This window comes from Thioclava sp. JE_KL1 (assembly GCF_009296265.1).
GTDB lineage: Bacteria > Pseudomonadota > Alphaproteobacteria > Rhodobacterales > Rhodobacteraceae > Thioclava.
Map to the genome: position 1 here is coordinate 16575 of NZ_WBJS01000014.1, position 23184 is coordinate 39758.

11 protein-coding genes and 2 pseudogenes are annotated in these 23184 nt (G+C 62.6%); 6 read left to right on the forward strand and 7 right to left on the reverse strand.

Annotated features, from left to right (window positions below; translation table 11 throughout):
• Window positions 1-3: 3 nt before the first annotated feature.
• On the forward strand, window positions 4-1587 hold the full coding sequence (locus tag F8R15_RS18585) for an ABC transporter permease (protein WP_152845587.1): 1584 nt from the start codon (window positions 4-6) through the stop codon (window positions 1585-1587).
• A 296-nt stretch (window positions 1588-1883) separates the two neighbouring features.
• Window positions 1884-2623: pseudogene (locus tag F8R15_RS18590) on the forward strand (glycosyltransferase family 4 protein).
• 340 nt (window positions 2624-2963) lie between these two features.
• Here F8R15_RS18590 and F8R15_RS18595 read toward each other — a convergent pair.
• The 3 genes and pseudogenes from F8R15_RS18595 to F8R15_RS18605 form a co-directional block, all read right to left on the reverse strand.
• A pseudogene (locus F8R15_RS18595) lies at window positions 2964-3041 on the reverse strand (IS5/IS1182 family transposase); the annotation flags it as partial.
• 394 nt (window positions 3042-3435) lie between these two features.
• Window positions 3436-11856 (reverse strand): glucoamylase family protein, encoded by an 8421-nt coding sequence (locus F8R15_RS18600; protein ID WP_368731096.1) that lies wholly within the window; start codon window positions 11854-11856, stop codon window positions 3436-3438.
• On the reverse strand, window positions 11853-12818 hold the full coding sequence (locus F8R15_RS18605; RefSeq protein WP_172976260.1) for a universal stress protein: 966 nt from the start codon (window positions 12816-12818) through the stop codon (window positions 11853-11855). Before F8R15_RS18605 ends, F8R15_RS18600 begins: the two co-directional genes overlap by 4 nt.
• Before the next feature lie 451 nt (window positions 12819-13269).
• Between F8R15_RS18605 and F8R15_RS18610 the strand changes: the two genes are divergently transcribed.
• Window positions 13270-16083 (forward strand): cation-transporting P-type ATPase, encoded by a 2814-nt coding sequence (locus F8R15_RS18610; RefSeq protein ID WP_253732757.1) that lies wholly within the window; start codon window positions 13270-13272, stop codon window positions 16081-16083.
• An 87-nt stretch (window positions 16084-16170) separates the two neighbouring features.
• On the opposite strand, the gene F8R15_RS18615 is transcribed toward F8R15_RS18610, so the two are convergent.
• Entirely contained in the window at window positions 16171-16407 is a 237-nt protein-coding gene (locus tag F8R15_RS18615; RefSeq protein ID WP_152845589.1) for a hypothetical protein, read from the reverse strand.
• A 160-nt stretch (window positions 16408-16567) separates the two neighbouring features.
• On the opposite strand from F8R15_RS18615, the gene F8R15_RS18620 reads away from it, so the two are divergent.
• A complete protein-coding gene (locus tag F8R15_RS18620) occupies window positions 16568-17293 on the forward strand; it encodes a Crp/Fnr family transcriptional regulator (protein WP_152845590.1) in 726 nt (241 codons plus the stop codon).
• A gap of 123 nt (window positions 17294-17416) precedes the next feature.
• Window positions 17417-18292 (forward strand): Crp/Fnr family transcriptional regulator, encoded by an 876-nt coding sequence (locus F8R15_RS18625; RefSeq protein ID WP_152845591.1) that lies wholly within the window; start codon window positions 17417-17419, stop codon window positions 18290-18292.
• Between the two features lie 1332 nt (window positions 18293-19624).
• Here the strand turns inward: F8R15_RS18625 and F8R15_RS18630 are convergent.
• A complete protein-coding gene (locus F8R15_RS18630; protein WP_098410033.1) occupies window positions 19625-20116 on the reverse strand; it encodes a fasciclin domain-containing protein in 492 nt (163 codons plus the stop codon).
• 384 nt (window positions 20117-20500) lie between these two features.
• A complete protein-coding gene (locus tag F8R15_RS18635) occupies window positions 20501-20782 on the reverse strand; it encodes a hypothetical protein (RefSeq protein ID WP_152845592.1) in 282 nt (93 codons plus the stop codon).
• A 380-nt stretch (window positions 20783-21162) separates the two neighbouring features.
• Here F8R15_RS18635 and F8R15_RS18640 point away from each other — a divergent pair, with 380 nt between their 5' ends.
• The gene (locus F8R15_RS18640; RefSeq protein WP_152845593.1) at window positions 21163-22671 is read left to right on the forward strand and encodes a Fic family protein; all 1509 of its coding nucleotides are present in this window, start codon (window positions 21163-21165) and stop codon (window positions 22669-22671) included.
• Between the two features lie 12 nt (window positions 22672-22683).
• Here F8R15_RS18640 and F8R15_RS21545 read toward each other — a convergent pair whose 3' ends face one another.
• Window positions 22684-22842, reverse strand: a complete 159-nt coding sequence (locus F8R15_RS21545; RefSeq protein ID WP_172976261.1) for a hypothetical protein — start codon at window positions 22840-22842, stop codon at window positions 22684-22686.
• Window positions 22843-23184: the final 342 nt, after the last annotated feature.

Here is a 23184-nt window from a genome sequence, read left to right on the forward strand (position 1 = left end):
CGCATGATCCTCTCCCCCGCCCGATGGCGCAGGCCCCGGACTGACTGGCTGCGCAGCATCGCGACCGCGCTGGTGGCGCTGATCGCGTGGGAGGCTCTGGCCCGCGCGCTCGCGGGCACCTATCTGATTGCGGGACCGCTGGAGATCGCCTCATACCTTTCCGATCACGCCGGACTGATCCTGCGTGCGACCGGCTGGACCGCGCTCGCAGCGGCGGGTGGTTACGTGATCGGCAACCTCACCGCGATCGCGCTGGCGGCAGTGGCAATCCTGATCCCCGGGGCGGCGCGACTGATTTCCTCGCTCGCGCTGATTGTCTTTTGCCTACCGCTGGTCGCGACCGGACCCATCCTGCGTGTTCTCTGGGGGCCGGGACTGGGGCCACAGGTGACGTTGGCCGCGCTCGCGGTCTATTTCACGACGTTCCTGCCGCTACAGGTGGGGCTGCGGGCGGCCCCGCCGAACTGGTTCGACCTCGTGCGCAGCTATGGGCGCGGCGGTTGGACCGCGCTTGTCGAGGTGCGCGCGATGGCCGCGCTACCTTACCTTATCGCCGGCCTCCAGATCGCCGCCCCCGCCGCGTTCCTGGGCGCGCTGGTGGGAGAGTTCACCGGGGCCGAACGCGGCATGGGCGTGCTGACGATCCGCGCGATGCGCAGCCTCGATGTGGCGGGCACCTGGTCGCTGGCAACCATAGCCGCCGCGGTGTCAATGCTGGCCCATGCCGGAATCGGATGGCTCTGGCGCAGGCTCGACGACGCGCCGCCGCCGCTGATCCTCGCGAGCCTGCCCGATGCCCGCACGGACCGCCGCTGGGCGACCCGGCTGAACCTGATCCTCGTCGTGCTGGTGGTGATTGCCCTCTGGTGGCTGTCGATGGAGTTCGCCGGGCTGAACCGGTTCTTCGCCAAGCGGCCCGACGACATCTGGGCCTTTCTCGTCACCGCAAGCGGCGCCGCCGATCACCGCACGACCCTCTTTGCAGCCCTCGGACAGACGCTGAGCCTTGCCCTGCCCGGCTATGCCCTGGGCCTCGCGCTCGGGCTGGGCCTCGCCATCGCGCTCCTGATGCTTCCTGCGCTGGCGCGAGCGATCATGCCGCTCGCGGTGGCCCTGCGCGCGATCCCCATCGTCATCACCGCCCCGCTCGTCGTGGTTGCGATGGGGCGCGGCGCGACAGGCACGATCACCATCACCGCCGTGATGACCTTCTTTCCAACTTTCATCGCCTGCTATCAGGGCCTCAAACGCACACCCGCCGCGCTGATCGACCTCTTTGAGAGCTATGCCGCGACCCGGTGGGAACGGCTGACGCTGGTGCAGTTTCCCGCGATGCTGCCCGCATTCTTCTCCGCCGCACGGATGGCGGTGCCAGCGGCAATTCTGGCGACGACCACAGCGGAATGGCTAGCCACGGGACACGGGATCGGTGGGCTGATGGCACTAACCGCCTCCACCTCGGATTACGGAATGCTATGGAGTTCTGTCGTTCTGCTGGCTCTCGTCGCAGTCGCGGCCTATGCCGCCATTGAACGGATCGAGCGCGCTGTTCTGCGCCGCTACGGAGCCGAGCAACTGGTCCGCTGATATTGTCGAGGGAGTTCACATGACACGAGCCGCCTTCGCCATCCCGGGCGACATCACGCAACTGACCGGGGGGCATCTACGAGCGCAAACTGCTTGAGGCGCTGCGCGCGGCAGGCCGCGACGTCGCCCATATCGAACTGCCCCCCAGCTTCCCCGGCGCGTCGGCGCAAGAGACCGCAACGGCGCGCGCCCAGCTGACCGCCATTCCCGCCGACCGGCCGGTGATCCTCGATGGGCTGGTCTTCGGCTCGATCGAGACGGAGGTGCTCGATGCGATGGCGGCGCCCGTGGTCGCGATGCAGCATCACCCGCTGGGGCTCGAGACCGGCGTGCCCGCGCCGCGCGCGCGACATCTGCTGGCCCGTGAGGCCGAGAACCTCAAGCGCGCCGCGCATGTCGTCGTGCCCAGCCCTCATACCAGCGCGATCCTGCAGGCTGAGTTCGGCGTCGCGCCCGAGCGGATCTCGATCGCCCTGCCCGGCTTCGACCGGCCCGCCCATTGCGACATCGCTAAATCCGCCCCCCCGATCCTCTCGGTCGGATTGCTGGCCGCGCGAAAGGGGCATGACGTTCTGATCGACGCGCTGGCGCGGATCACCGATCTCGACTGGCAGGCGCAGATCGTGGGAAGCGCGCATGCTCCTGAGGTCGCGCGCGCACTCGCCAAACAGATCGAAAGGCTTGGGCTGGGCGGTAAGGTTCGCCTGATGGGACGGGTGGAACGGGAGGAGCTTGACGCATCCTATCACACCGCGACCCTTTTCGCCTTGGCGACGCGATGTTGCATGGTTTGCCGATCGTGTCCTGCCGCACCGGCGCGGTCCCCGATACTGTGCCAAAGAAAGCAGGACTATTGGTGCCAGTCGATGCGCCTGTGGCTTTCGCAAACGCCTTGAGAGGCCTCTTGCGCGATTCCGAATTGCGCGTCGAAATGGCGGCCGCGTCCCGTGCAGCTGGCGCCCGGCTTCCAGACTGGAGCACCGCGGCAGATATCATGGGGGCAGCGCTTGATCGTGTGAATTCAGCCCTCGATTGAGACGATGGCGCGGTTTGCTCGGCATGCCATGCATCTCTCGCGGTGATGCAGAAACAAGCAGTTGCCCCCAAACTGTCTGGTCACACGGGGCCTTGGTATATGGTTCTCGCACTTCCGCCGGACCTGACTGGACCCATTTTATCATCTAAGGGCTCGCGTCTTTTCGAGAAGCGCTGATCGCTCCTGATCGCGATGCCAAATCTCGGGCGGCGAAGATCTTACGCCGTAGCTCCCTTGTCGCGACAACTTTGTCAGGGTCGGCGCATTCCGCCTCGTCGCCTTGGCGTTGGAAAGCATGGACATCGACACCTTGCGAATCCACGATGACGAGGCTCTTCCGCCACATCCCCGCGAGCGTCCAGCGTCGAAACTGGCGATAGACGCTGGATCATTTGCCGAACTCCTGAGAGACCGAGCGCTCGAGGAACGCCCATTCTTCATCCGAAATCACACCGTGTTCCGAATTGGCCTCCATCGTTAATCCCATGTCTTGAAAAACGCTCGACATATCTTGTGAAGTTGTTTCGCGCCCTCAATCCTCGATAACGAGACTAAGGACTGAACCAGCGGCTGGGTGAGGAAATTTCGTTCACGTCACTGGTTTTCTTTGTTTGCCAATTCAAGGGGACCTTTCGATTATCTTCGCTTCGGCTCCGCTCCGCCGTGACGTCAGCGCCTCAGTTCAGTGCGGATCACGAACTGGCGTAGAGGCGCCGAAACCTGAGTCATGTGAAGGAGAAAGTTGTGCTGACTTTCTCAGCTCATCTTCGTCTTCAAGCGTCATCTTATGTTCCTGAACGCGCAGCGCAATTTCACGACTCACGCGCCGGGACGCCGCCCTCGTCGCGCTGTCCGCCCAGCCGGGCCGTGACTTCGACGGTGGTTCCATCAGTCGGAAACTCGACCGTCGCGCTGGAATGCACGCAGCCATCCACCGTGACCTTGACGTAACCGCTGCCAAGGCCCTCGAGGTCCTCGACCCGAAGTGAGATGGCACCGGCTGGACCGCGGATGCGAGCGCGGAAACCGCCCCAGCCCTTCGGAAGGCAAGGGGCGATGTGCAATGCGCCCCCCTCGAGTTCCAGCCCGAGAATCGTCTCGATGCCCAGCCGCCAGGACCAGGCGGCGGCACCGGTATACCAAGTCCAGCCCGCGCGCCCCTCCAATGGCGCCGCGCCCCCGACATCGGCAGGCATCACATAAGGCTCTGCGCGGTAGCGCTCGGCATCTTCCCGAGAGGCACTGCGACGGATCGGATTGATCAGGTCGAATATACGGTAGGCTTCCTCTCCGTTCCCGAGCTTTGCCTGTGCCATACCGAGCCAAGTGGCGGCGTGGGTATATTGGCCGCCGTTCTCGCGCACGCCGGGTGGATAGGCGCGGATATAGCCCGGATCGCGAGGCGTGCGGTCGAAGGGTGGCGTGAGGAGACGCACAAGGCGCAACTCTCGGTCGACCAACCATGCCGAGGCCGATCGCATTGCCTGCCGGCTTCGATCCCTGTCGGGCGCGCCGGCGAGAACCGACCAGGACTGGGCGATGCTGTCGATACGGCATTCGTCGCACTCCTGCGAGCCCCAAGGCTGTCCGTCATCATCAAAGGCGCGCATATACCATGCACCATCCCAAGCCGCATCTTCCGCCGCCTGTTTCAAGTCTCTCGCTCGGCGTTTCCAATGCTCGACCTGGTCGTCGTGCCCGCCCCGCCGGGCCAGATCGGCGAAACCTTCGGCGCAATGGGATGCGAACCAAGCCAGCCACACACTTTCTCCTCTGCCGTTATGGCCGACACGATCCATTCCGTCGTTCCAGTCCCCTGCCCCGATCAGTGGCAGGCCATGCTGTCCGGAGGTGACACCATGGATCAGCGCCCGACGGCAATGCTCGAAGAGTGACCGAGCTTGAGCACTGCGCGGGAAGGCAGCGTATCGGTCTTCCTCGTCCTCGGTAAGAGTTGGCGCCGTGAGAAACGGAACCTCCTCGTCGAGAATGCCGACATCTCCGGTGGAGCGCACGTAGCGATGGGTGGCATAGACAAGCCATAGCATGTCATCCGAGCAGCGCGTTCGCACGCCGCGGCCTTCCGGCGGGTGCCACCAGTGCAGCACATCGCCCTCCTCGAACTGACGCCCGGCGCAATCGAGAATATGGGCGCGAACGCGCGCGGGTTCCGAGAAGAGGAAGGCCATCATGTCCTGCAATTGATCGCGAAAGCCGATACCGCCACTGGCCTGGTTGAACCCTGCCCGGGCCATGATCCGAGAGGATAGTGCCTGATAGGGCAGCCAACGATTCACCATCAAATCAAAGGCGGGATCGGGCGTTTCCACTGTCACCGTTCCCAACCGCTGGTGCCAGGCCGCGAGCGTCGCCTCCAGCGCCTCGGTCGCGCGCCCGACATCGCCCCATTCGATTGCGAGCGCCTCCGCATCCTCCATGTTCGCGCCGTCGCCGAGCACGAAAACGACCTCCTCGCTGGCCCCCGGCGCGAGATCGAGATGGACCTGATAGGCCGCACACGGATCGCGTATCATCCCGCATTGACCACCGAGCGACCAACGTCGCAGCCCTTCGGGATTTGCCGCGTCGTTTTCCGGACCGTAGAACGCAGCCCGGTCGCAGGTCAGGCTGTGCGCAGGATGGCTGGCGGTGAGAAACGCGACGCGCGATGCGAATTCCGGTTGCCAGCCGTTGCGGGCGATCAACGAACGGCTGTCTGCACGATAGGTGCAGGTGACATGCGGCCGGGCCGCGCTGCGCAACGCGCCGAGTTGCCATTCAGCGACATAGGTCGCGGTGATGCGGCGTGGACGATCATCGATGTTACGCAACCGCAGATGGGCGAGCTTCACGGTGGCTTCGGCGGGGACGAAAACGGTGAGCCGCTGCTCGAGCCCATGGGTTGCCCGCCTCCATTCGGTGCTGCCAGCTCGGCAGGTCACCTCGCAAGAAGCCTCGTCCCCTGCGGGCAGCGGCGTCGGTGTCCAGATCCTCGCTGTTTCTTCGTCGCGCAGATACAGCGCCTCGCCCTGGGCATCGGTTACCGGGTCGTTCGACCAAGGCGTCAATCGGTGCTCGCCGGCATTGAGGCTCCAGGTAAACCCGAGGCCTGCTTCCGAGACGATGGTGCCAAAGTGATCATTCGCGAGCACGTTGCACCAAGGGACTGGCGGAACGCGGCTGGCATCGAGGTGAATGACATAGGCGCCGCCATCCTCTGAGAATCCGCCGTAGCCATTTTCGAATTTTAGCCCCTGCGCAGGAGCTCGCAATGTTTGTTCTGCTCTTTGTTCTTGGCCATCAGGAGTGAAAAGCGGGGACTTGTCGCGCAGTTCCTCCACCGATTGCAGCGTCTCTGTCAGCGTCTCGGCCGCTCCGTCGAGCACCACCTGCGCCAATTCCTCGAGTGCGCGACGCTGGGTCGCGGCGATGCGGTCGGCGCTATGCAAATGCACGCCGCCGTCACCGCCCAGCCCTTCCGCCAGCCCAGCATCGCGCAGCGCGTCGCGTAGTCGGGCATTGATCGGTTCCTCATAGCTCGATGCCCCTGTGCTCAGAATTACCAAATCTGCCCGCAACCCATGCCGATGCCACCACCGATGCGCGCGCACCGCCGCGGGTAAAAGCGCCGCGTGGTCGGCATCAGCCACCCGCACGAGCACGATTGGCAGATCGCCTGACAGTCCCAGCCCCCAGAGGTCGTGCTGACCCGGCAGGAAACCGATCAGAGACTCGGCCTGCTTGACAGGCGGGCGGACGAGTTCTGCGGCAACCGCTTGAGCTGCGCGCAGCTCCGCACCGGACGCCCCGAGTTGATCCGCCTCGATCGCAATGCTGCGCTTGGCGTCCTCGAATGCCCAATCGAGCGTCTCGCCGCCGGAATAGCGGCTGGCAATTTCGATCGCGGTTTCACGCGAACCAGCGGCGACAGTCATGAATGCCAGTTGCACCCGTGCGCCCGGTGCGAGCCGAACCTTAGCCCGCAGCGCCGACGCCGGATCGAGCGTCCAACCCGCGGTCGCCTCCGGTGGGCGCTGCAGCCAGTCCAGTGGTTCGCTGCTACCATAGCGACCAAGGATCGCACGGCGGTCGCTGTCGAAGCCGCCGAACTGCACCGCGTTAGACCCACCTAGCAGCCGTTGGAGCATGACTGGCGGTCGGTCGGAGGGGCGGCGCGGGCGCCGGGTAAAGAGCAATGCATCGAGCCCGACCAGCGGTTCGCTCTGCACGAATAGCTTGCTGAAAGCAGGGTGCCGCTCGTGGGAGGCGAATGAGGCCAGGGCGACCTCGGCATAACTCGACACCTCGATCTCGCGCGTGGCCTGACTCTCGTTGACCAAGGTGACTCGGCGAAGCTCGACATCGTCTGCTTGGACGGTAACGATTTCCTGCGTCGCGGCGATCTCGTTCTTATGCAGGTGGAAGCTTGCTCGGTCAGGATAAAAGGTGATATCCACCGCTTGGCTGGACCTTCGGCGGAAATCCCAAATCATGCCGTTCTCGGCATCACGCAGGAACAGTCCAGCCCGGGCTGCGTGGCCGAGGTCGCCCGACCAGAGCGTTAAAGATTGCCCCTGCCACCACAGTGTGCTGTCTCCACCATCGCTGATCCAGGACGACAGGCGACCGTTGCCGATGACATGGAGCTGCGGCGCCCCGATATCGGGCGCTGGCCAGCCATCCAGAGGGGGCACGGCCCGGCGCTCGAGTTCGGGAAGTGGCGGAGGGGCGGCGTCGGGTAGCGGCTCGGGGACATATTCCCACGGCACCCTTTCCTGCAGCAGCATCTCCATCGCCGCGATCCGCGGGTCGCGGTTAAAGCGCCGCACGAGACTGTCGCCTGTGAGTGTATTGTCGATAGCGGACAGCAACATTCCCTGATGATGGGCCATGAAGGTCTGCACCGGGGTGAAACGCGCGCCGGGGCTGCGCTCAGTGGTAAAGTCGGCCGCGTCATAGAAGCCGTATCGCCCTTGCATCCCCATGGCATCCAGACGGCGCAGGTTGGCCACAGCGGTTGCCGGCGCCACGGCAAGCGCGAGCGCGCTGGCATAGGGCGAGACCACGTAGTCTTCATCGAGCCCGCGCTTCAGGCCCAGCCCGGGGACGCCGAAGGCGCGATACTGGTAACGATGCGAAGTGTCGCGCGTGGCGAAGGCGGCTTCCGACACCCCCCAGGGCAGACCCAACCGTTCGCCGTAGCGCTTCTGCACCGCGACGGCCGCCGCCTCGCTTTGTCCCAGGAGCCGCCCCGGACCGCTGCGCAATAGCAGCGCGGGCATGAGATATTCGAACATTGAGCCGTTCCAGGACAGCACGGTCAGGTCGCGGCCCGGATGCGCCAGTGGTCGTCCAAGGTGGAACCAGTGCTCGACGGGGACATCTCCCTTGGCGATCGCAAAGTAGCTTGCCAGCCGCGCCTCAGAAGCCAGCAGATCATAGCGGTGCTGGTCCATCTGGTCCTGGCTCAGGTTGTAGCCAATGAAGAACGTTCGGGTCTCGCTGTCGTAGAGCAGACCGAATTCCATCGCGAGAGCTAAGCGATGGGCATGCTCGGCGCTGACCGTGAGGCTGTCGCGAAGGGCGCTTCGCGCAGCCAGTCCGTCCTTCAATGCAGCACGAAGGGTGTCGTGCCATGGATCGGCCTCCCTCTCTCCAATCAGACCCCGTGCGGTCTCAATTGCGGTCTCGGTGTCCTCGAGACGAAGATCGGGCGGCAGGACCTCGGCAAGCTGAGCGGCGAGTGCGTCCTGCCCAGGTGGCGGCGCCGCGACAAGGGGCGTCCACGGGCAAAGCTTCTCGAGATCTCGAATGAAGCTGATCACATGGTGGATGCTGCGTTCGAGCCAGAGATGGATCTCTCGGGGATCCGTCGCCGGAGCAGCTTCGAACGCGACGGGAAGCTCCGCTGAGAGCGCGGGCAGCCCCGTGTCCCGCATGGCGCGGGCGCTCGCGGCCCAGTCCTCCGGCCGGTCGCGAACCCGTGCCGCTTCGGCGATCAGGTCGTCGAGACGAGCGAGCAGCGGGGCGGATGGTTGCAACGGCATTGCCGCGAGGGCATCTCGCAGCAGTCCGAAACTGTCCGCAAGACCATCCCACGAAACAGATGACACCGGCGGACCTTGGGCCGCCTCCCGGCACCCCTCCGCGAGCGTCACCAAGGCGACCGCAAGGTTGCCGCTATCGACGGTGGAGACATAGCGCGGCTCCAACGGTTCGAGGGTGCGGGTATCGAACCAGTTCAGGATATGACCGTGGTAGCGCTCGAGCCGCTCAAGCGTGGCCAGCACATTGGCGGCTCGCGCGACGAGGGCGGGCAACCCGGAATGACCAAGGTCGAACGCAGAGAGCGCTGAAAGCAGCAACATGCCGACATTGGTGGGTGAAGAGCGGTGAGCTATCTCTTCATGCGGCTCGGTTTGATAATTGTCGGGCGGTAGCCAGTTGTCCTCAGGCCCTGCATAGGTCTCGAAATACAACCACGTGCGACGCGCGAGGTGGCGCAAGAAACGCTGGTCGTCACAACTCAGAGCTTCTTCAGGGCGACGCAGAGGGCGGGCGATCAGCTGCGCGATCTCGGGAGAGATCAGCCATAGGAGCAGAAGCGGCGCTGCACCGGACAACGCTTCCGGGGCAAAAGCCGTCAGCGTGGCCGCCATAGCCACGGCCAATATCGGTGCGCCAGCCATCTCCTCCCAGGCACGCCTGCGATCCGCGCTGTCCGCGGTGGCGACATGGGCAGAGGATGTCCATTCGAGCATCCGCCTGCGCGAGACCATCATTCTCCACAGCGCACGACAAATTGCGTCAAGCGAGACGAATGCTTCATGAGCCATGAAAACGACGGCAAGGGTCCAGCGCCGGGCGTGATCGAGGAACTGGCGCGTCCGCTCGCGCACTACGCCGCGTCTGCGCCCGTGGATAAAGCCCGCTATGGCGTCTGTTATCAGGTAGACTCCCGGAGCGACTACGGTGAGCACAGACCACACAAACGCATCCGACGGCACGAGAAGCCAGCCGATCAGAGCGAGTATCACCAAAACCGGCGGGATCAGGCTGCGGCGCAGGTTGTCGATGATTTTCCAGCGGTCGAGAGGCGAAAGCGGATTCTTGAATTGCTTTTCGCCGCGCCCGGGCACAGTGCGCTGGAGCCAGGGCAATAATTGCCAGTCGCCGCGTATCCAGCGGTGCCAGCGGCGGGTGAATTCTGGGTAGTTGCCCGGGAAATTCTCATAGAAAACGATGTCTGACGCGAGCGCGGCCCGCCCATGCAGGCCTTCGAACAGGTCATGGCTGAGTATCGCGTTCTCCGGCACCCGCCCGCGCAGGCTCTGGCTGAATGCCGCGGCGTCATAGGCTCCCTTTCCCGTGAAAACGCCCTCGCCAAAAAGGTCCTGGTAGACGTCCGACACCGCCCGGCTATAGATGTCGATCGCCGTGTCGCCAGTATAGAGCCGGGCGAAAAGCGAGGCCGAGCCCGCCTCTGGCGAGATCTCGATCCGCGGCTGGATGAAGGTATAACCAGAGATCACGCGCTCGCCTGTCGGATCGAATTCCACCCGGTTGAGCGGATGGGCAAGCGTGCCGATCAACCGGTGGATCGTGCCTGGCGGGGCGATGGTATCCGCATCCAGCGTGACCACGAAGCGCACGACACCAAGGGTGCCGGTCTTACCTTCCGTCAGGGGAAAGGCCGACACTGCATCGCCGTGAAGGAATGCATTGAATTCTTCGAGCTTGCCGCGTTTGCGCTCCCATCCCATCCACACGCCTTCTGCCGGGTTCCAGCGCCGCCGCCGGTGCATCAGAACGAAGGGGTGACCGGGGCCGTATCGTCCATTCAGCTTCCGGATGCCCTCGGTGAGAGCGTCTTCTACGCCCGCATCTGATGACAGGGTTTCGCCGGCAGCGTCTGCCAGGTCGCTCAGGATCACGTAGTGCAGGCGCGGGTCGGGGCTGGTCAGCCAGTGCCGCTCGAGTTGGGCGATGAGCGTTGAAACCTCGTCTTGGGCGGCGATGATCACCGGCAGGACGACGGCCGTCTCACAGCCTTTCGGTAGGCCGTCACGGAAGTCGAGCTTGGGAAGCGTCCTGGGCGGGATCGTCTGAGTTACAAGCCAATTGACAACAGTGACGGCGATGATCGAGGCCGGCATGAGCGACAGGAGCGCAGTAACGAGCGACGCGGTGACCGACGCGTTGTTCACAGCAAGCAACACCAGCGGCACGGTCATCGCCACCGCCCCCACCGCGATCAACGCGACGGCATAGGAGGCGCCCGCATGAGCCAGGACCCAGCGTAGCCAAGTCACCGCGGCATGTGCGCGAAAGCCCACCTGACGCTCCAATTGGCGGCGCCCGTCGCCGACAAGCCACCAGCCGACATGGTTGGCGCGGGACGCCCCGGCATGGGCGGTAGCCAGCGAGATGGCCTCATCGGCGACTCGTGTTTCGGACCAATCCGACCCCTCGGAAAGCTCCTCGACCGCCTTGCGATAGCTGTCGCGCGTGTCGAAATCCATCGCGGCGTAGATACCTGCCGGATCCTTCCGTAGGATCGCCTCGACCCGGCTCGTCGCCTCGAAAACCTCCTCCCACGGCACGCGCGAGATGGCCGAAAGCGCCATGATGGCACGCGAGACTGCCTCGGTCGGGTCGTGAGCCTCGCCGTAAGCGGCTCCGGGCGTCGCTCTGAATGGAGGATCGATCTCTTCGATCAATTCAGAGAAAGCAACGACGATGGTCTCGAGGCAGGCGAGCCGCAGCATCGCCGGAAAGGCCCAGAGTTCCGCGATCGTCAGGGCCGCGCCGCGCTGAAAGGCTGTCAGGAACCTCTCTGCCGCCACGAGATTTACCTGCATATGCGCAGCTTCAAGAAAGCCATGCGCGGCCAGAAAGATCCGCGGCAGACCGCGGCACTCGGGCGTAGAGAGGCTGGGCAGGCGGCGATAGAAATCGGGCGGCATGTCTGCCTGAACCTGACGAATGGCGCGGCGAACGTGATACTCGTTGTCGAGCAACCATTCGGCGGCCTTGGTCGCTGCCGGAGGCGGATGGATCGAACAGCGTTGGGCCCTGACAAGCCATTTCGGGATCGCATCAAGCTCGGCCCAGACCGGTGCTGAACGCGGAGCGCCCGCGCAGATCTCGAGGTGGTGGCTCAAGCTCTCGGCTGCGTGATCGAGCAGTTCCTCCGGCCCGGCGCCAGCTGTCCGATCTGGCGCCTCGGTCACACCGGCGCCCTAACCATACGTGATCGCCATGGCGCGGCCTGCGCCGAAGGCCTCGATCCGGCTTCGGGGCGGCGCACCAGAAGCACGGGAACAGTGGCCGCCGAGATCAGGTATTCCGCCGTGCTGCCGATCGGCAGGTCAGGATGCGCCCCCTGCCCGCGCGCGCTGAGCACCACCAGGCTGGCGGCTTCCTCGTTCACGGCTCGGGCGAGCGCCCGACGCGGGTCTTCACCACTGAGCAGGCGCACGCGCGTGCGCAACGCGTCGGCGGGCAACAGTGCCCGGATTCTGTCGAGATAGGCTTGGGCCACGCGTTCGTTGCGGTGGCGCAGATCGGCGCGCAAGGCCTCGTCATGGGCGTCGGGCGGACTGTTTCCGGTAAGGCTTATGTCCGGCACCGCGTGCAACAGGACCAATTCGGCGCTCCGGCTCTGGGCGACACCCAGGGCAATCGGCAACACCGCCTCCGCCCAGGTCGAGCTGTCGAGCGGCACCAGAACGCGCTCCCCGGACTTCTGTCGCGTCACGTCATTCGCGGGGGTCTCGGGGACGATCAAGACAGAGCCTGCGGCGTGCTCGGCGACCTGACGCACCGTGCTGCCGAGACCCCATTCGGTCCAGCGGTCGCGTCCACCGACGCCCAGCACCATCAGGTCCACTCCGGTTTCATGCGCCTTGCGGCAGATACAGTCCGCAGTGGCTCCGCTCATCACCTCCGTGTGGATATCGGGCAGGGTGCAGATTTCACCGACAAGCCGACCAAGTTCGGCCTCTTCCTCTCGGCGGCCGAGGTCCCAATCGACGGGATCGACCGGACGTCGCATAGCTTGCGTTCCAGCCTCCATCACCCGGAGCACGGTCAACTCTGCTCCCATGACTTCGGCAATGGCCGCAGCCTCCGCGAGAACCTGGCGCGATTGCGGCGAGTGGTCGAGACAGGCCAAAACGTGATGGAAATGCAAAGAAGAACCTCTGGGGCGGCCCATCGCACCCAACAAGTCGCGCGCCGAATTTGGATGCAATTCTCGCATCGAAACCTCCTTGGCGAGATATTTTGTGTTAAGGCAACCCCTTACTGGCTTACGACTTCCTTTCTACCAGATGCGGGATGCGGAAACATTGACACAACGCAACGAGGTGGAAAGGGCTGAAGCGCGTGATCTGTCACTCGAATAAACTCTCGTGTCTTCGATCATCCGTCTCCAGTGGTGCTCGGAGGCGTGAATGTCGCGCTGCGCACACTATTTCGACCCAGCGTGCATCGAGTTCGCCAAGCATCGGATGGAAGCGGCGATGCACGGGCCCAAACCTCGCCTGAGGCAAGGGCAATGTAGTGAAGCCCCCTCGTCTCAACGGAGTTGCCCGATAAAGTAATCTCCCACATTATGACTACTGAGTTTCCTGCAGATCAGATTGAACCTGACGCCGCTCCCCGACGCGAGAAGGAGCCACATGCCGTCCCCACCCTATCCGCCCCCGACAAGCGCGGCGAATCTTCACCCAGTCGACACCCGGCTTCTGGCGGAAGAGCAGCATATCATCTCGAGGCTCCACGCACTGCCCCCGAGTGAGGCCCTTCACGCGGTCTCAGCCAGGGCGGAAGGACTTAGCAGCGAGGAAGCCGCGCATCGCCGGGTCGCGCACGGCCCCAACCGGCTTCCCGAACCTCCGCCACGCAGCCAATTGCTCCGTTTTCTGGCGCATTTCCACAATGTGCTGATCTATGTGTTGCTCGCATCCGCCGCAGTGACGGGAGCCCTGCACCATTGGGTGGATACGGGCGTGATCTTGGCAGTTGTAATCGTCAACGCGGTGATCGGATATGTGCAAGAAGGCCGCGCCGAGCAGGCGATGGCCGCGATCCGGGGAATGCTCGCGCCACGAACGGCGGTGTTGCGCGACGGACGCCGACAGAGCCTTGAGGCGGCCGATCTGGTGCCCGGTGACATCGTGCTGATCGAGGCGGGCGACCGGGTGCCTGCCGACCTTCGCCTGATCGCGGCCCGGGGGCTGAAAGCGGAGGAAGCGATCCTGACCGGCGAATCCGTGCCGGTCGACAAGGGCACGGCACCGGTCGCGGAGGAAGCGTCGCTGGGCGACCGGAATTCGATGCTCTTCTCGGGCACGCTGGTCGCCGCCGGGGCAGGACGCGGCGTCGTCGCGGCGACGGGTGCGCAAACCCAGATCGGCCGGATCAGCGGCATGCTAAGCCGGGTTGAGACACTCACGACACCGCTCGTCGCACAGATGGACCGCTTCGCCCGATGGCTGACGGCCTTCATCCTTATGGTGGCGGTGACGCTACTGATCTACGGCTACTTCGTCGGCCACCTCCCCTTCTCAGACCTGTTCATGGCAGTTGTCGGCCTCTCGGTAGCCGCGATCCCCGAGGGGCTGCCGGCGGTGTTGACAATCACTCTGGCTGTCGGAGTGCAGGCGATGGCCCGACGCAACGTCATCGTTCGTCGCCTACCGGCGATCGAAACGCTCGGCGCGGTGTCGGTGATCTGCTCGGACAAGACCGGAACGCTGACGCGCAACGAAATGACGGTCGCCTCCCTGGCCGCGACCGAGCACATTTATTCCGTGATGGGCAGCGGATACGCGCCCGAGGGCGCGGTGCGCTGGCGCGATGCCGATGTCGACCCGGACGACCACGCGGTGCTGTTGGAATTCGCCCGCGCCGCGGCCCTTTGTAACGATGCGCTGCTGCACAGCCATGCCGAAGGCTGGCGTGTCGAGGGCGACCCGATGGAAGGCGCGCTCATGGCGCTCGCCGGCAAGGTCACTCGCGACGGGCCCGAGCCCTTCCGCGAATGGACCCGCGCCGACGCAATCCCCTTCGATGCTGCGCATCGCTACATGGCCACGCTACACCGCGACCGCGAAGGCCGCGCCTGCATCCACGTCAAGGGCGCGCCCGAGGCGGTGCTGGCGCTATGCGCCGACCAGCGCAGCGCCGAGGGTGGCACGGAGCCGCTGGACGTTGATCACTGGCACGCAGCGATTGAGGAGCTCGCTGCCGAGGGACAGCGGGTGATCGCGATCGCCACACGCGCGGTGTCTGTGGGCCACACCGAGTTGTTGGCGACTGACCTCGAGGGTCAACTGACCCTCGTCGGATTGATCGGCCTAATCGATCCCCCGCGGGCAGAAGCCATCGACGCGGTCGCCGACTGCCATGCTGCGGGAATCCAAATAAAGATGATCACCGGCGACCATGCCGCCACGGCGCGCGCCATCGCCGAAAGAATCGGACTGAAGAACGCCGAGCGCGTGCTGACCGGAGCGGATATCGAGGCGATGGACGACGCTGAACTGGCCGACACGGCGGTAAAGACGGACATCTTCGCGCGCACATCTCCGGCCCACAAATTGCGGCTCGTAACTGCCCTGCAATCGCGCGGGCTGACCGTTGCCATGACCGGAGACGGGGTCAATGACGCTCCGGCGCTCAAGCGCGCCGACGCCGGGATCGCGATGGGCCGGAAAGGCAGCGAGGCCGCCAAGGAGGCCGCCGAATTCGTGCTGGCCGATGACAATTTCGCGTCTATCGCCGCTGCAGTGCGCGAGGGCCGGACGGTCTATGACAATATCAAAAAGGTCATCGGCTGGACGCTACCCACCAATGCTGGCGAGGCGATGACGATTATCGCAGCGCTCTTTGCCGGCATGACATTGCCGATCTCGGCAGTGCAGATCCTCTGGGTCAACCTGATCACCGCCGTGACGCTGGGCGTCGCGCTCGCCTTCGAACCGTCCGAGCCCGGCACCATGCGCCGCCCGCCTCGCCCGCGCGCCGCGCCGCTGCTGACGGGGCAGCTGATCTGGCACATCGTGCTCGTCTCGGTGCTGTTCCTGACGGCGGTGTTCGGGGTTTACTTCTACGCCACCGACCGGGGCTACCCGTCCGTCCTGGCGCAGACGATGGCGATGAACACCTTGGTCGTGCTCGAGATTTTCCATCTTTTCTTCATCCGCAACATCCATGGCACCTCTCTCACCTGGGCGGCCGCCCGGGGAACGCCGATCATCTGGGTCTGCGTTCTGACCGTCGTAGCCGCTCAGCTCGCGATCACCTACGTTCCCCCTTTGCAGAAGGTGTTCGCAACACAAGCGGTACCATTCCGCGACGGGGTATTGATCATCCTGATCGGCATCGTCTTCTTCATTCTGATCGAGATCGAGAAGCAGATGCGGCTCGCGCTTCGAAGCCTCACGCCCTGATAAGAACCGATTTCAGGAAGATCAAAAGGGCGGACCTCTTTGCATTGTTGCGCTAACTCCGGCTCTCGAAAGAACCCTAAATCCCGGTCAAAGCCTGCGCACGGAATTTCCGCCTGCGACGATTGCGCGGATCAGCTCTGCCGTGGCCAGATGCGTCTCCCCTGCGAGAGAGGCGGCAGCCGCGTTTTCATGACTTGTGGCCGCATCTTCGAGCACGCCGACGACATCGGCCTCCGACAGCAAACCACGATCGTTCATCGCCAAGAGCAACGCCTCGCAGATCGACAGCGCAGCGATCCCGGCATATTCCGATTTCGAGGACATTGGTTTCGGCCTTTCCTTGTGGAATTTGGGTCGCCACCGGCTGGTAATGGTGCCAACATGCAATATGACAGAATTTCCTTTCGGCTGGACTGATCGAAAGCAGCTTGAGCTTGCGATACCAAGTCTGTGCTGACCGGAACCAACGGAAAGCAAGCCACGGATGGAAGACACACCACTCGCGCGCAAGCTTTCGGCATTCGTCACCCTCACGGATCAGGAACGCGCGGCTCTGAAGCTCTTATTTCGTCGCCGCCGCTTCTTCGCGGCGGGGCGCGATCTGGTTCATCAGGGCCAATCCGAACACGCCACCTATATTCTCGCGAAAGGATGGGTCTCCTCCTACAAGATCCAGCCCGATGGCGGGCGCCAGATCGTCGACTTTCAGGTCCCCGGTGACTTCCTGGGCCTGCGCAGCATACTCTTGCGCACCTCCGATCACAGCTTCGAGTCGGTGGTCGAGATCGAGGCGGCAGAAGTGCGGCTGGATGAGTTGCTGGATGTTTTTGAGACCACACCGCGGCTTGCGACCGCCATCCTTTGGGCAGCCTCTCGCGACGAAGCGATGGTCGTCGAGCATCTCGTGGGGATCGGCCGCCGGAGCGCGGATAAAAGGGTCGCACATTTTCTCCTCGAGCTTGGCGCGCGCCTCTCCTTCGTGGGCTTTGCAGACAAGTGCGGGTTCGATTGCCCGCTTACGCAATATCATCTAGCCGATGCTCTGGGCCTAAGCGCGATACACGTCAACAGAGCCCTGCGCCGGCTGCGCGAGGATGGACTGGTCACCTTTCGCTCCGGCCGCGTTTCCTTCCACGATTACAACCGGCTGATCACCGAGGCAGAGTTCGATCCCTCCTACATGGACCAGGACGGCCCTTTGCTGACTTGATTACGCTCGGCACGCTGATCCATGTCAGGACCGATCCTTGCGATTGCGCTTATGTTGACGGGAAGTTTTCAGCGGAGGTCATCAAGACTGACCTGAAAAAACAATTATTTAGACGAGGTCTACATGGTGCTTTATAGTCAACTCACCTGCGCACCATCATCGACCTGTCTCCAGTTCGTGGAGGATGGAATTGGATTTTTCGGGGAGATTGACGCATGCGCGGCGAAAGCCTTGGCAACGCGAACACACGTCGCCCGCTTCCCGTCGGGCACGACCATCTTTGCCCAGGGCGAACCCGCGACCTGGATCGGCATTCTCTGTTCGGGAGCCGTCAAAGTCGTAAACCAGACTGAAGACGGCGAAATGCACATCCTGAGCCTGCTCTCTACCGGCGACATCGTTGGTGATATCGGTGCTACCGAGAACAGGCTGGCCTGGGAAGCTGCAACGGATGTTACCCTGTGCTGGATGACGCGTTCGAGTTTTGAAACGCTGCTGTCCGAGCACGAAGCGTTGCGGAAAGGCTATCTCGCCGCGACTATCCATCAGCTCGAGAAGGAGCGCCTCTGGATGTCGTCCCTGCGCAGCAAGGGAACAACTCAACGTATTGCGGCCTTATTGTTCGCTCAGCTGCCGCCCCAGTCCGGCACGACCGAGACACATTTGTCGATATCGCTCACGCGGCGCGACATCGCCTCTCTGCTGGATATGTCCTCCGAGACGCTTTGTAGGGCTCTCAACAAGATCAGGGGGATTGGGGCAATCCGCATGCCGACGCCCGCTCTGATCGTCGTGCAGCAGCCTGGCACTTTGTTAGCGATCGCAAAAGGCGTGGAGCCGCCGCTCCCCAACGACATGATGAACTACGGCATGAGGAACCAACCGAAACTCAACGACTCGTTTCCGATAACGGCTCATACGCCAAGGCGCATGAAGTCAGTCATGATCAAGGCCATCGAAGATGAAATCGGCTTTCTGCTGCCAATCGGGAGGCCATGAGGAGACGCTGCGAGCGCGCATCTGCGCTCGAAACCACCTTGCTGACAGCGTGTTATACGAGGACCAGTGGTCAATCCGCCGAGATTCATCTGAGGCGTCGGCGCAACGGGTGCTCGCCGCATGCAAGGCCCTGAAATCGGGATAACTGAAAGTGAATGCTCCCCGTTCTCTGCTCACACATCGTGTTCCGAGAAAAGGGAGTTCGTTCGGTCAGCGCGAGCGTCAGGATCTGGTCGTCGCGGGGAAGGTGTCCAGTTCCAAACCATCGTCCTCGCGGATACCGGCAGTTCAGTTTCTCTGTGAGATGAGCTGATGGGATGAACTGCCTTCAGATCGCTCGATCAACGAGGATGCACGATCACAGCGTCCTGCCGTTTGATTTCTCCCTTGGCGGAAGCCCGGGCGGCTTTCTTGGCGACGCTCGACAACTACACGATTGCCGATATCGCGATCTCGCCGCGCGATTTTGGGCTGGCAGCATCATAAGGCTAACGAACAGGTAGTTTTGACGTCGTGCCAGCCTCGTTTCGGAAAAAACACCCCGCTTGGAGCTTTCGCCGTGCGCGCAAGTCCACCGACACCGCCTGATCCAGCCGATAAAGGCCTGGCCCTCACGGGCCAAGGCAGCCAGTCAACCGCCAGCTATCTGGGGAGCGCGGCTGACTGGCCGCCGCCTCATGGCGCGCGTCGCGCCCAAACCCCGAAGCGGCCGGTTTTTGCGCCGCCCAATGGCAGGATTTTACTCCGCCGTTGCCACCGATAACGCTGAGCGGAGTGTTGTCGCCTGAAAACATATTGAGCACAGCGACCAGCAAACCCGCGATCGCAAGTGGAAAGATGGTAAAAAATTGGAAATCCTCGAAGACATGGGCCGCCCAAATTGATCAGCAAGCGCTTGGAGCGAATCAAAAAAGCTGCCGATCGCCCTCTTGCCTTCCGTGACGGCCTCCACTGCCCAACGTCTCACCCGCGACGCTACTTCAGGGCCCCGCGCGAACCCAGGACTTGTCAGAGCCATCCGGGTGCGCGCCCGGATATGCGGCGGAAAATCTCGATCGAGGGCAACAGGCCCGTCGCGCAAACCGAGAGACACCAGCTCAATCTCAAATCGGCGCTATTCGCGGCACTTTCCTGGCCACCTTGGCGAAGCTGCAAGGCAGCATGAATATTGGAGACGAGTGTCCTGTGCGGACCGACAGCGGTCAGACCCGGCTTGAACGAAACACCGCTTGGCACTCCGAGACTGAGTGTTGCGCGCGCTGCAACCAGTCAAGCGCGCGCAACGGGGTCGATGGCCTGCCGCCACATTGGATGAGACCGAAGGCGGCCCTGTTACATCTTCGGCATAATCACGGTGTCGATGACATGGATCACACCGTTGCTGGCCTCGATATCGGCCTGTGTGACATTGGCATCGTCGACCATGACTGCGGGTTCGGTCTTGATCGTCACCTGCGAGCCCTGGACGGTCTCAGCCATCATCCCGTCGGTCAAATCTCCCGACATCACCTTGCCCGGCACGACGTGATAAGTGAGGATCGCGGTGAGCTTATCCTTGTTCTCCGGTTTGAGCAGGTCATCGACGGTGCCTTCGGGAAGTTTGGCGAAGGCCTCGTCCGTCGGGGCGAAGACGGTGAAAGGACCATCGCCTTTGAGCGTATCGACGAGGCCCGCCGCCTGAACGGCGGCGACCAACGTACCGAAGCTGCCTGCGCCGACGGCGGTATCGACGATATCCATCTTGCCGTGATCATCTGCGTAAATCGGCGTCGAAACGAAGGCAGTGCCTACGATGACCGCCGCCATGAAAGTTCTTCTCAGCATACTCATACTCCCTGATTGGGCCCCGTTTTGGCCATGAGAGGGATACGCCATTTAAGCGGATTCGGATCACGAGGGCCTCTTGAATTTGCACGCGATCGCGAGATCAGGTGGACCCGCACATGTTCAGAATTGTCAGCCGGTCCGCGCTCAGTGGAAGCCGTTTTCCTGAATGTCTATCAAGAACTTCGTAATCCTTTCTTTGAGCTCTGACGAATGTGTTCGAACTCAACACCTGCACAGGGCTCACGCCCGGAGCGCCCATCAAATACGCGTGATATCTCTGGGGTGACGTTAAGTAAGAGACGCCGACGCTTACCTTGCGTCAGCTCACCACATCACAACCCAGAGTTATTTTTATATTTACTTCAGCACCTTGCATGCATATTATGTCTGAGCGATCCGGTTAGTGTTCTCTCTTCGGAAGGATTGAAATGTCCTTCCGAAAGGAGGATCGGCAACGATAGCACGCCGAACAGTTCGAAGATCTCTCAACTGGGAGATCAGCGGGCCGCAAGGTGCAAGACCGGATCGCACTCCCCCCCTGAGAACGACGACCAGTTCTATGCCCATCAGCCGTTGCGCGGCGCCGTGGATCAACGCGCGCAGAAAACTCGTGTCATCGCTCCCGACGATCAAGCCCGGAAGGTCGATCATGATCTCAGTCATCGTGCCCTCCTTCGTTTTCATCGGTCGTTGAACAAACCTAAACTGCGAAGAAGCACGGTGGCCGTCAGCCCAGCCGCGCGCTGCGCTACGTCAGAGGCTTCGCGCGCGGCCCCTTCCACCATCTAGAGAAGCGTTACCGTCTATCACCGACACCATGAAGCGCGTGCTTGGAGAGAACGTCCCAAGATTTCGCCCGGGAGACCGGACCTGAGACGCCTGCGAGCGCTTGGCGGCGGCAGAAGTGACGAGATTCGAAAGAAAAGCGCTCAAAGTGAAGGAAATCGACACGAGGTGACGGTTCTCTACGCGGATGATCTTGCAGATTTGGTGAAAAAAATCTAACTAAACATTATCAAGGTGATTATTTTCGTGGCGCGGTGATGAATTTCTACGGACGCAAGCTCCCTGGCCCAGGCCAGGTTGCAGGATATGGCTGGCTGATCAGCGAGCTCGACCTGCGCACGCCCATGCCGCGCCGCCTGGCTCTCGTCTCCGATCACCACGAACGCCGGTCCGAGCCGGAATGGGAGATATTTCGATCGGAGCAATGGCCGGGTGAGGCCGTCTTTGATCACCTGACCTTTGCCATCAAGAACGAAGGCATCGATCTTCGGATCATGCATGAGGTCACAAGGGTTGCAGACCCTTCCGAGATTTCCCGAGCCTTGATGGGAGCGACCGGCCTCGTCGCGCGTCGACTTTGGTTCTTTTGGGAATGGCTGACAGGCGAGATGCTGGACCTGCCTGACCTTGGGAAAGTGAAGTATCAACCCGCGCTCGATCCAGACATCTATTTCGCTATCGATCCAGGGATTCGATCGGCCCGCCACAAGATTATCGATAACTTGCCCGGCACCCCGGCCTTTTGTCCTCTCGTGCAGAGGTCCCAGAAGCTCGAGCGGCTGATCGCGCTGCAACTGCCAACTCTGGCAAGGGAGATCACAGGAAAGGCGCCGCAGCATATCGTGTCGCGCGCCGCGGCTTTCCTGTTGCTTGACGATTCCAAGGCTTCCTTTGCGATCGAGCAGGAGAAACCAGGCCCCCAGCGAGCAGCCCGCTGGGCACGTGCAATCGGCGAGGCGGGAAGCCATCCGCTATCGCAGGGCGAGCTTGAGCGCCTGCAACAGATTGTCTTGCGAGATGCACGCTTCGTGACGATGGGGGTTCGCAAGGAGGGTGGCTTCATTGGTAGCCACAGCCGCGACGGAAGGGTCCCGGAGCCGGTGCATATCAGCGCCCGCCATGAAGATCTGGCTGACCTCCTCGAGGGAATCGCACTCTATGAAACGCGGGCTCTCGAGGGCGGTGTTGACCCGATGGTGGTCGCGGCCGCGGTGGCGTTCGGTTTTGTCTACATCCACCCCTTCGAGGATGGGAACGGTCGTCTCCATCGGTATCTGCTGCACCATGTTTTGGCCCGTGGCGGGTTCAACCCGACGGGCCTGGTCTTCCCGATCAGCGTCGTGGTCCACCGGCGTATCGAGGAATACAGCGTTGTTCTAAAGTCCGTCTCGGAGCCTATGATGGAGTTCATCGAGTGGAAGCCCACGGCCCGGGGGAATGTGGAAGTCCTGTCGGATACAGCGGCGCTTTACCGCTTCTTCGACAGCACCATGCATGCCGAGTTCGTCGCCGATTGTGTCAGGGAAACGGTCGAGCAGGACCTACCCAGGGAAATTGACTACATTGAGCGCTATGATCGGTTCAAATCCAGTGTCGACGCGTTACTGGACATGCCCGCCCCAATGGTGGATTTACTGCGAGGTTTTCTGGAACAAGGCAACGGCACGCTATCCAGACGTGCCTTGCGCAAGGAGTTCTCGACGCTGACGGAAGAGGAAGTCACCGTGATCGAGGCGGCCTACGCGGCAGCCTGGCCTCCCGACTGAACTCCTCCAGGCCTACCCCATTCCCGGCCCATTAACCTCCTCATCGCACGACTGCTGCAGGCCGCCGACCCCGACCTCCCCGGCACGCACCAAGAGATCCAGCACACCACGGATCATCCGGTCTTCGTCGCTCTCGCCAAGCTCCGCGAGGCAGAGCGGCATATACTTCATCACGATGACGCCTTCCGAGATATCAGCACGGCCGTCGGTGAGCGCGGCAGTGACCTCGCCAACGGCGGCCTGCGTTTCCACGCGCGTTGGTGGTCGCAATTGAACGAGATGAACGGCCCCGCCTGGAGGCCCTGCCATTATCGAAGCGTATGCTCAAATCCGCTAATCGATCCCCTGATGTCATAGGAGACCCTTCAACTTTTCTTCGGGCTCGCCAGCTTATCTTCAGGGGAACTGTCAGCGACTTTTGGCTCTGACGATCAATAGATCTTCATGCACGAACGAGATCCGCTCCGAGAAATCGGATCGGGCGGGAGAGCTTTCGAAAAACCAGTGTCAGCT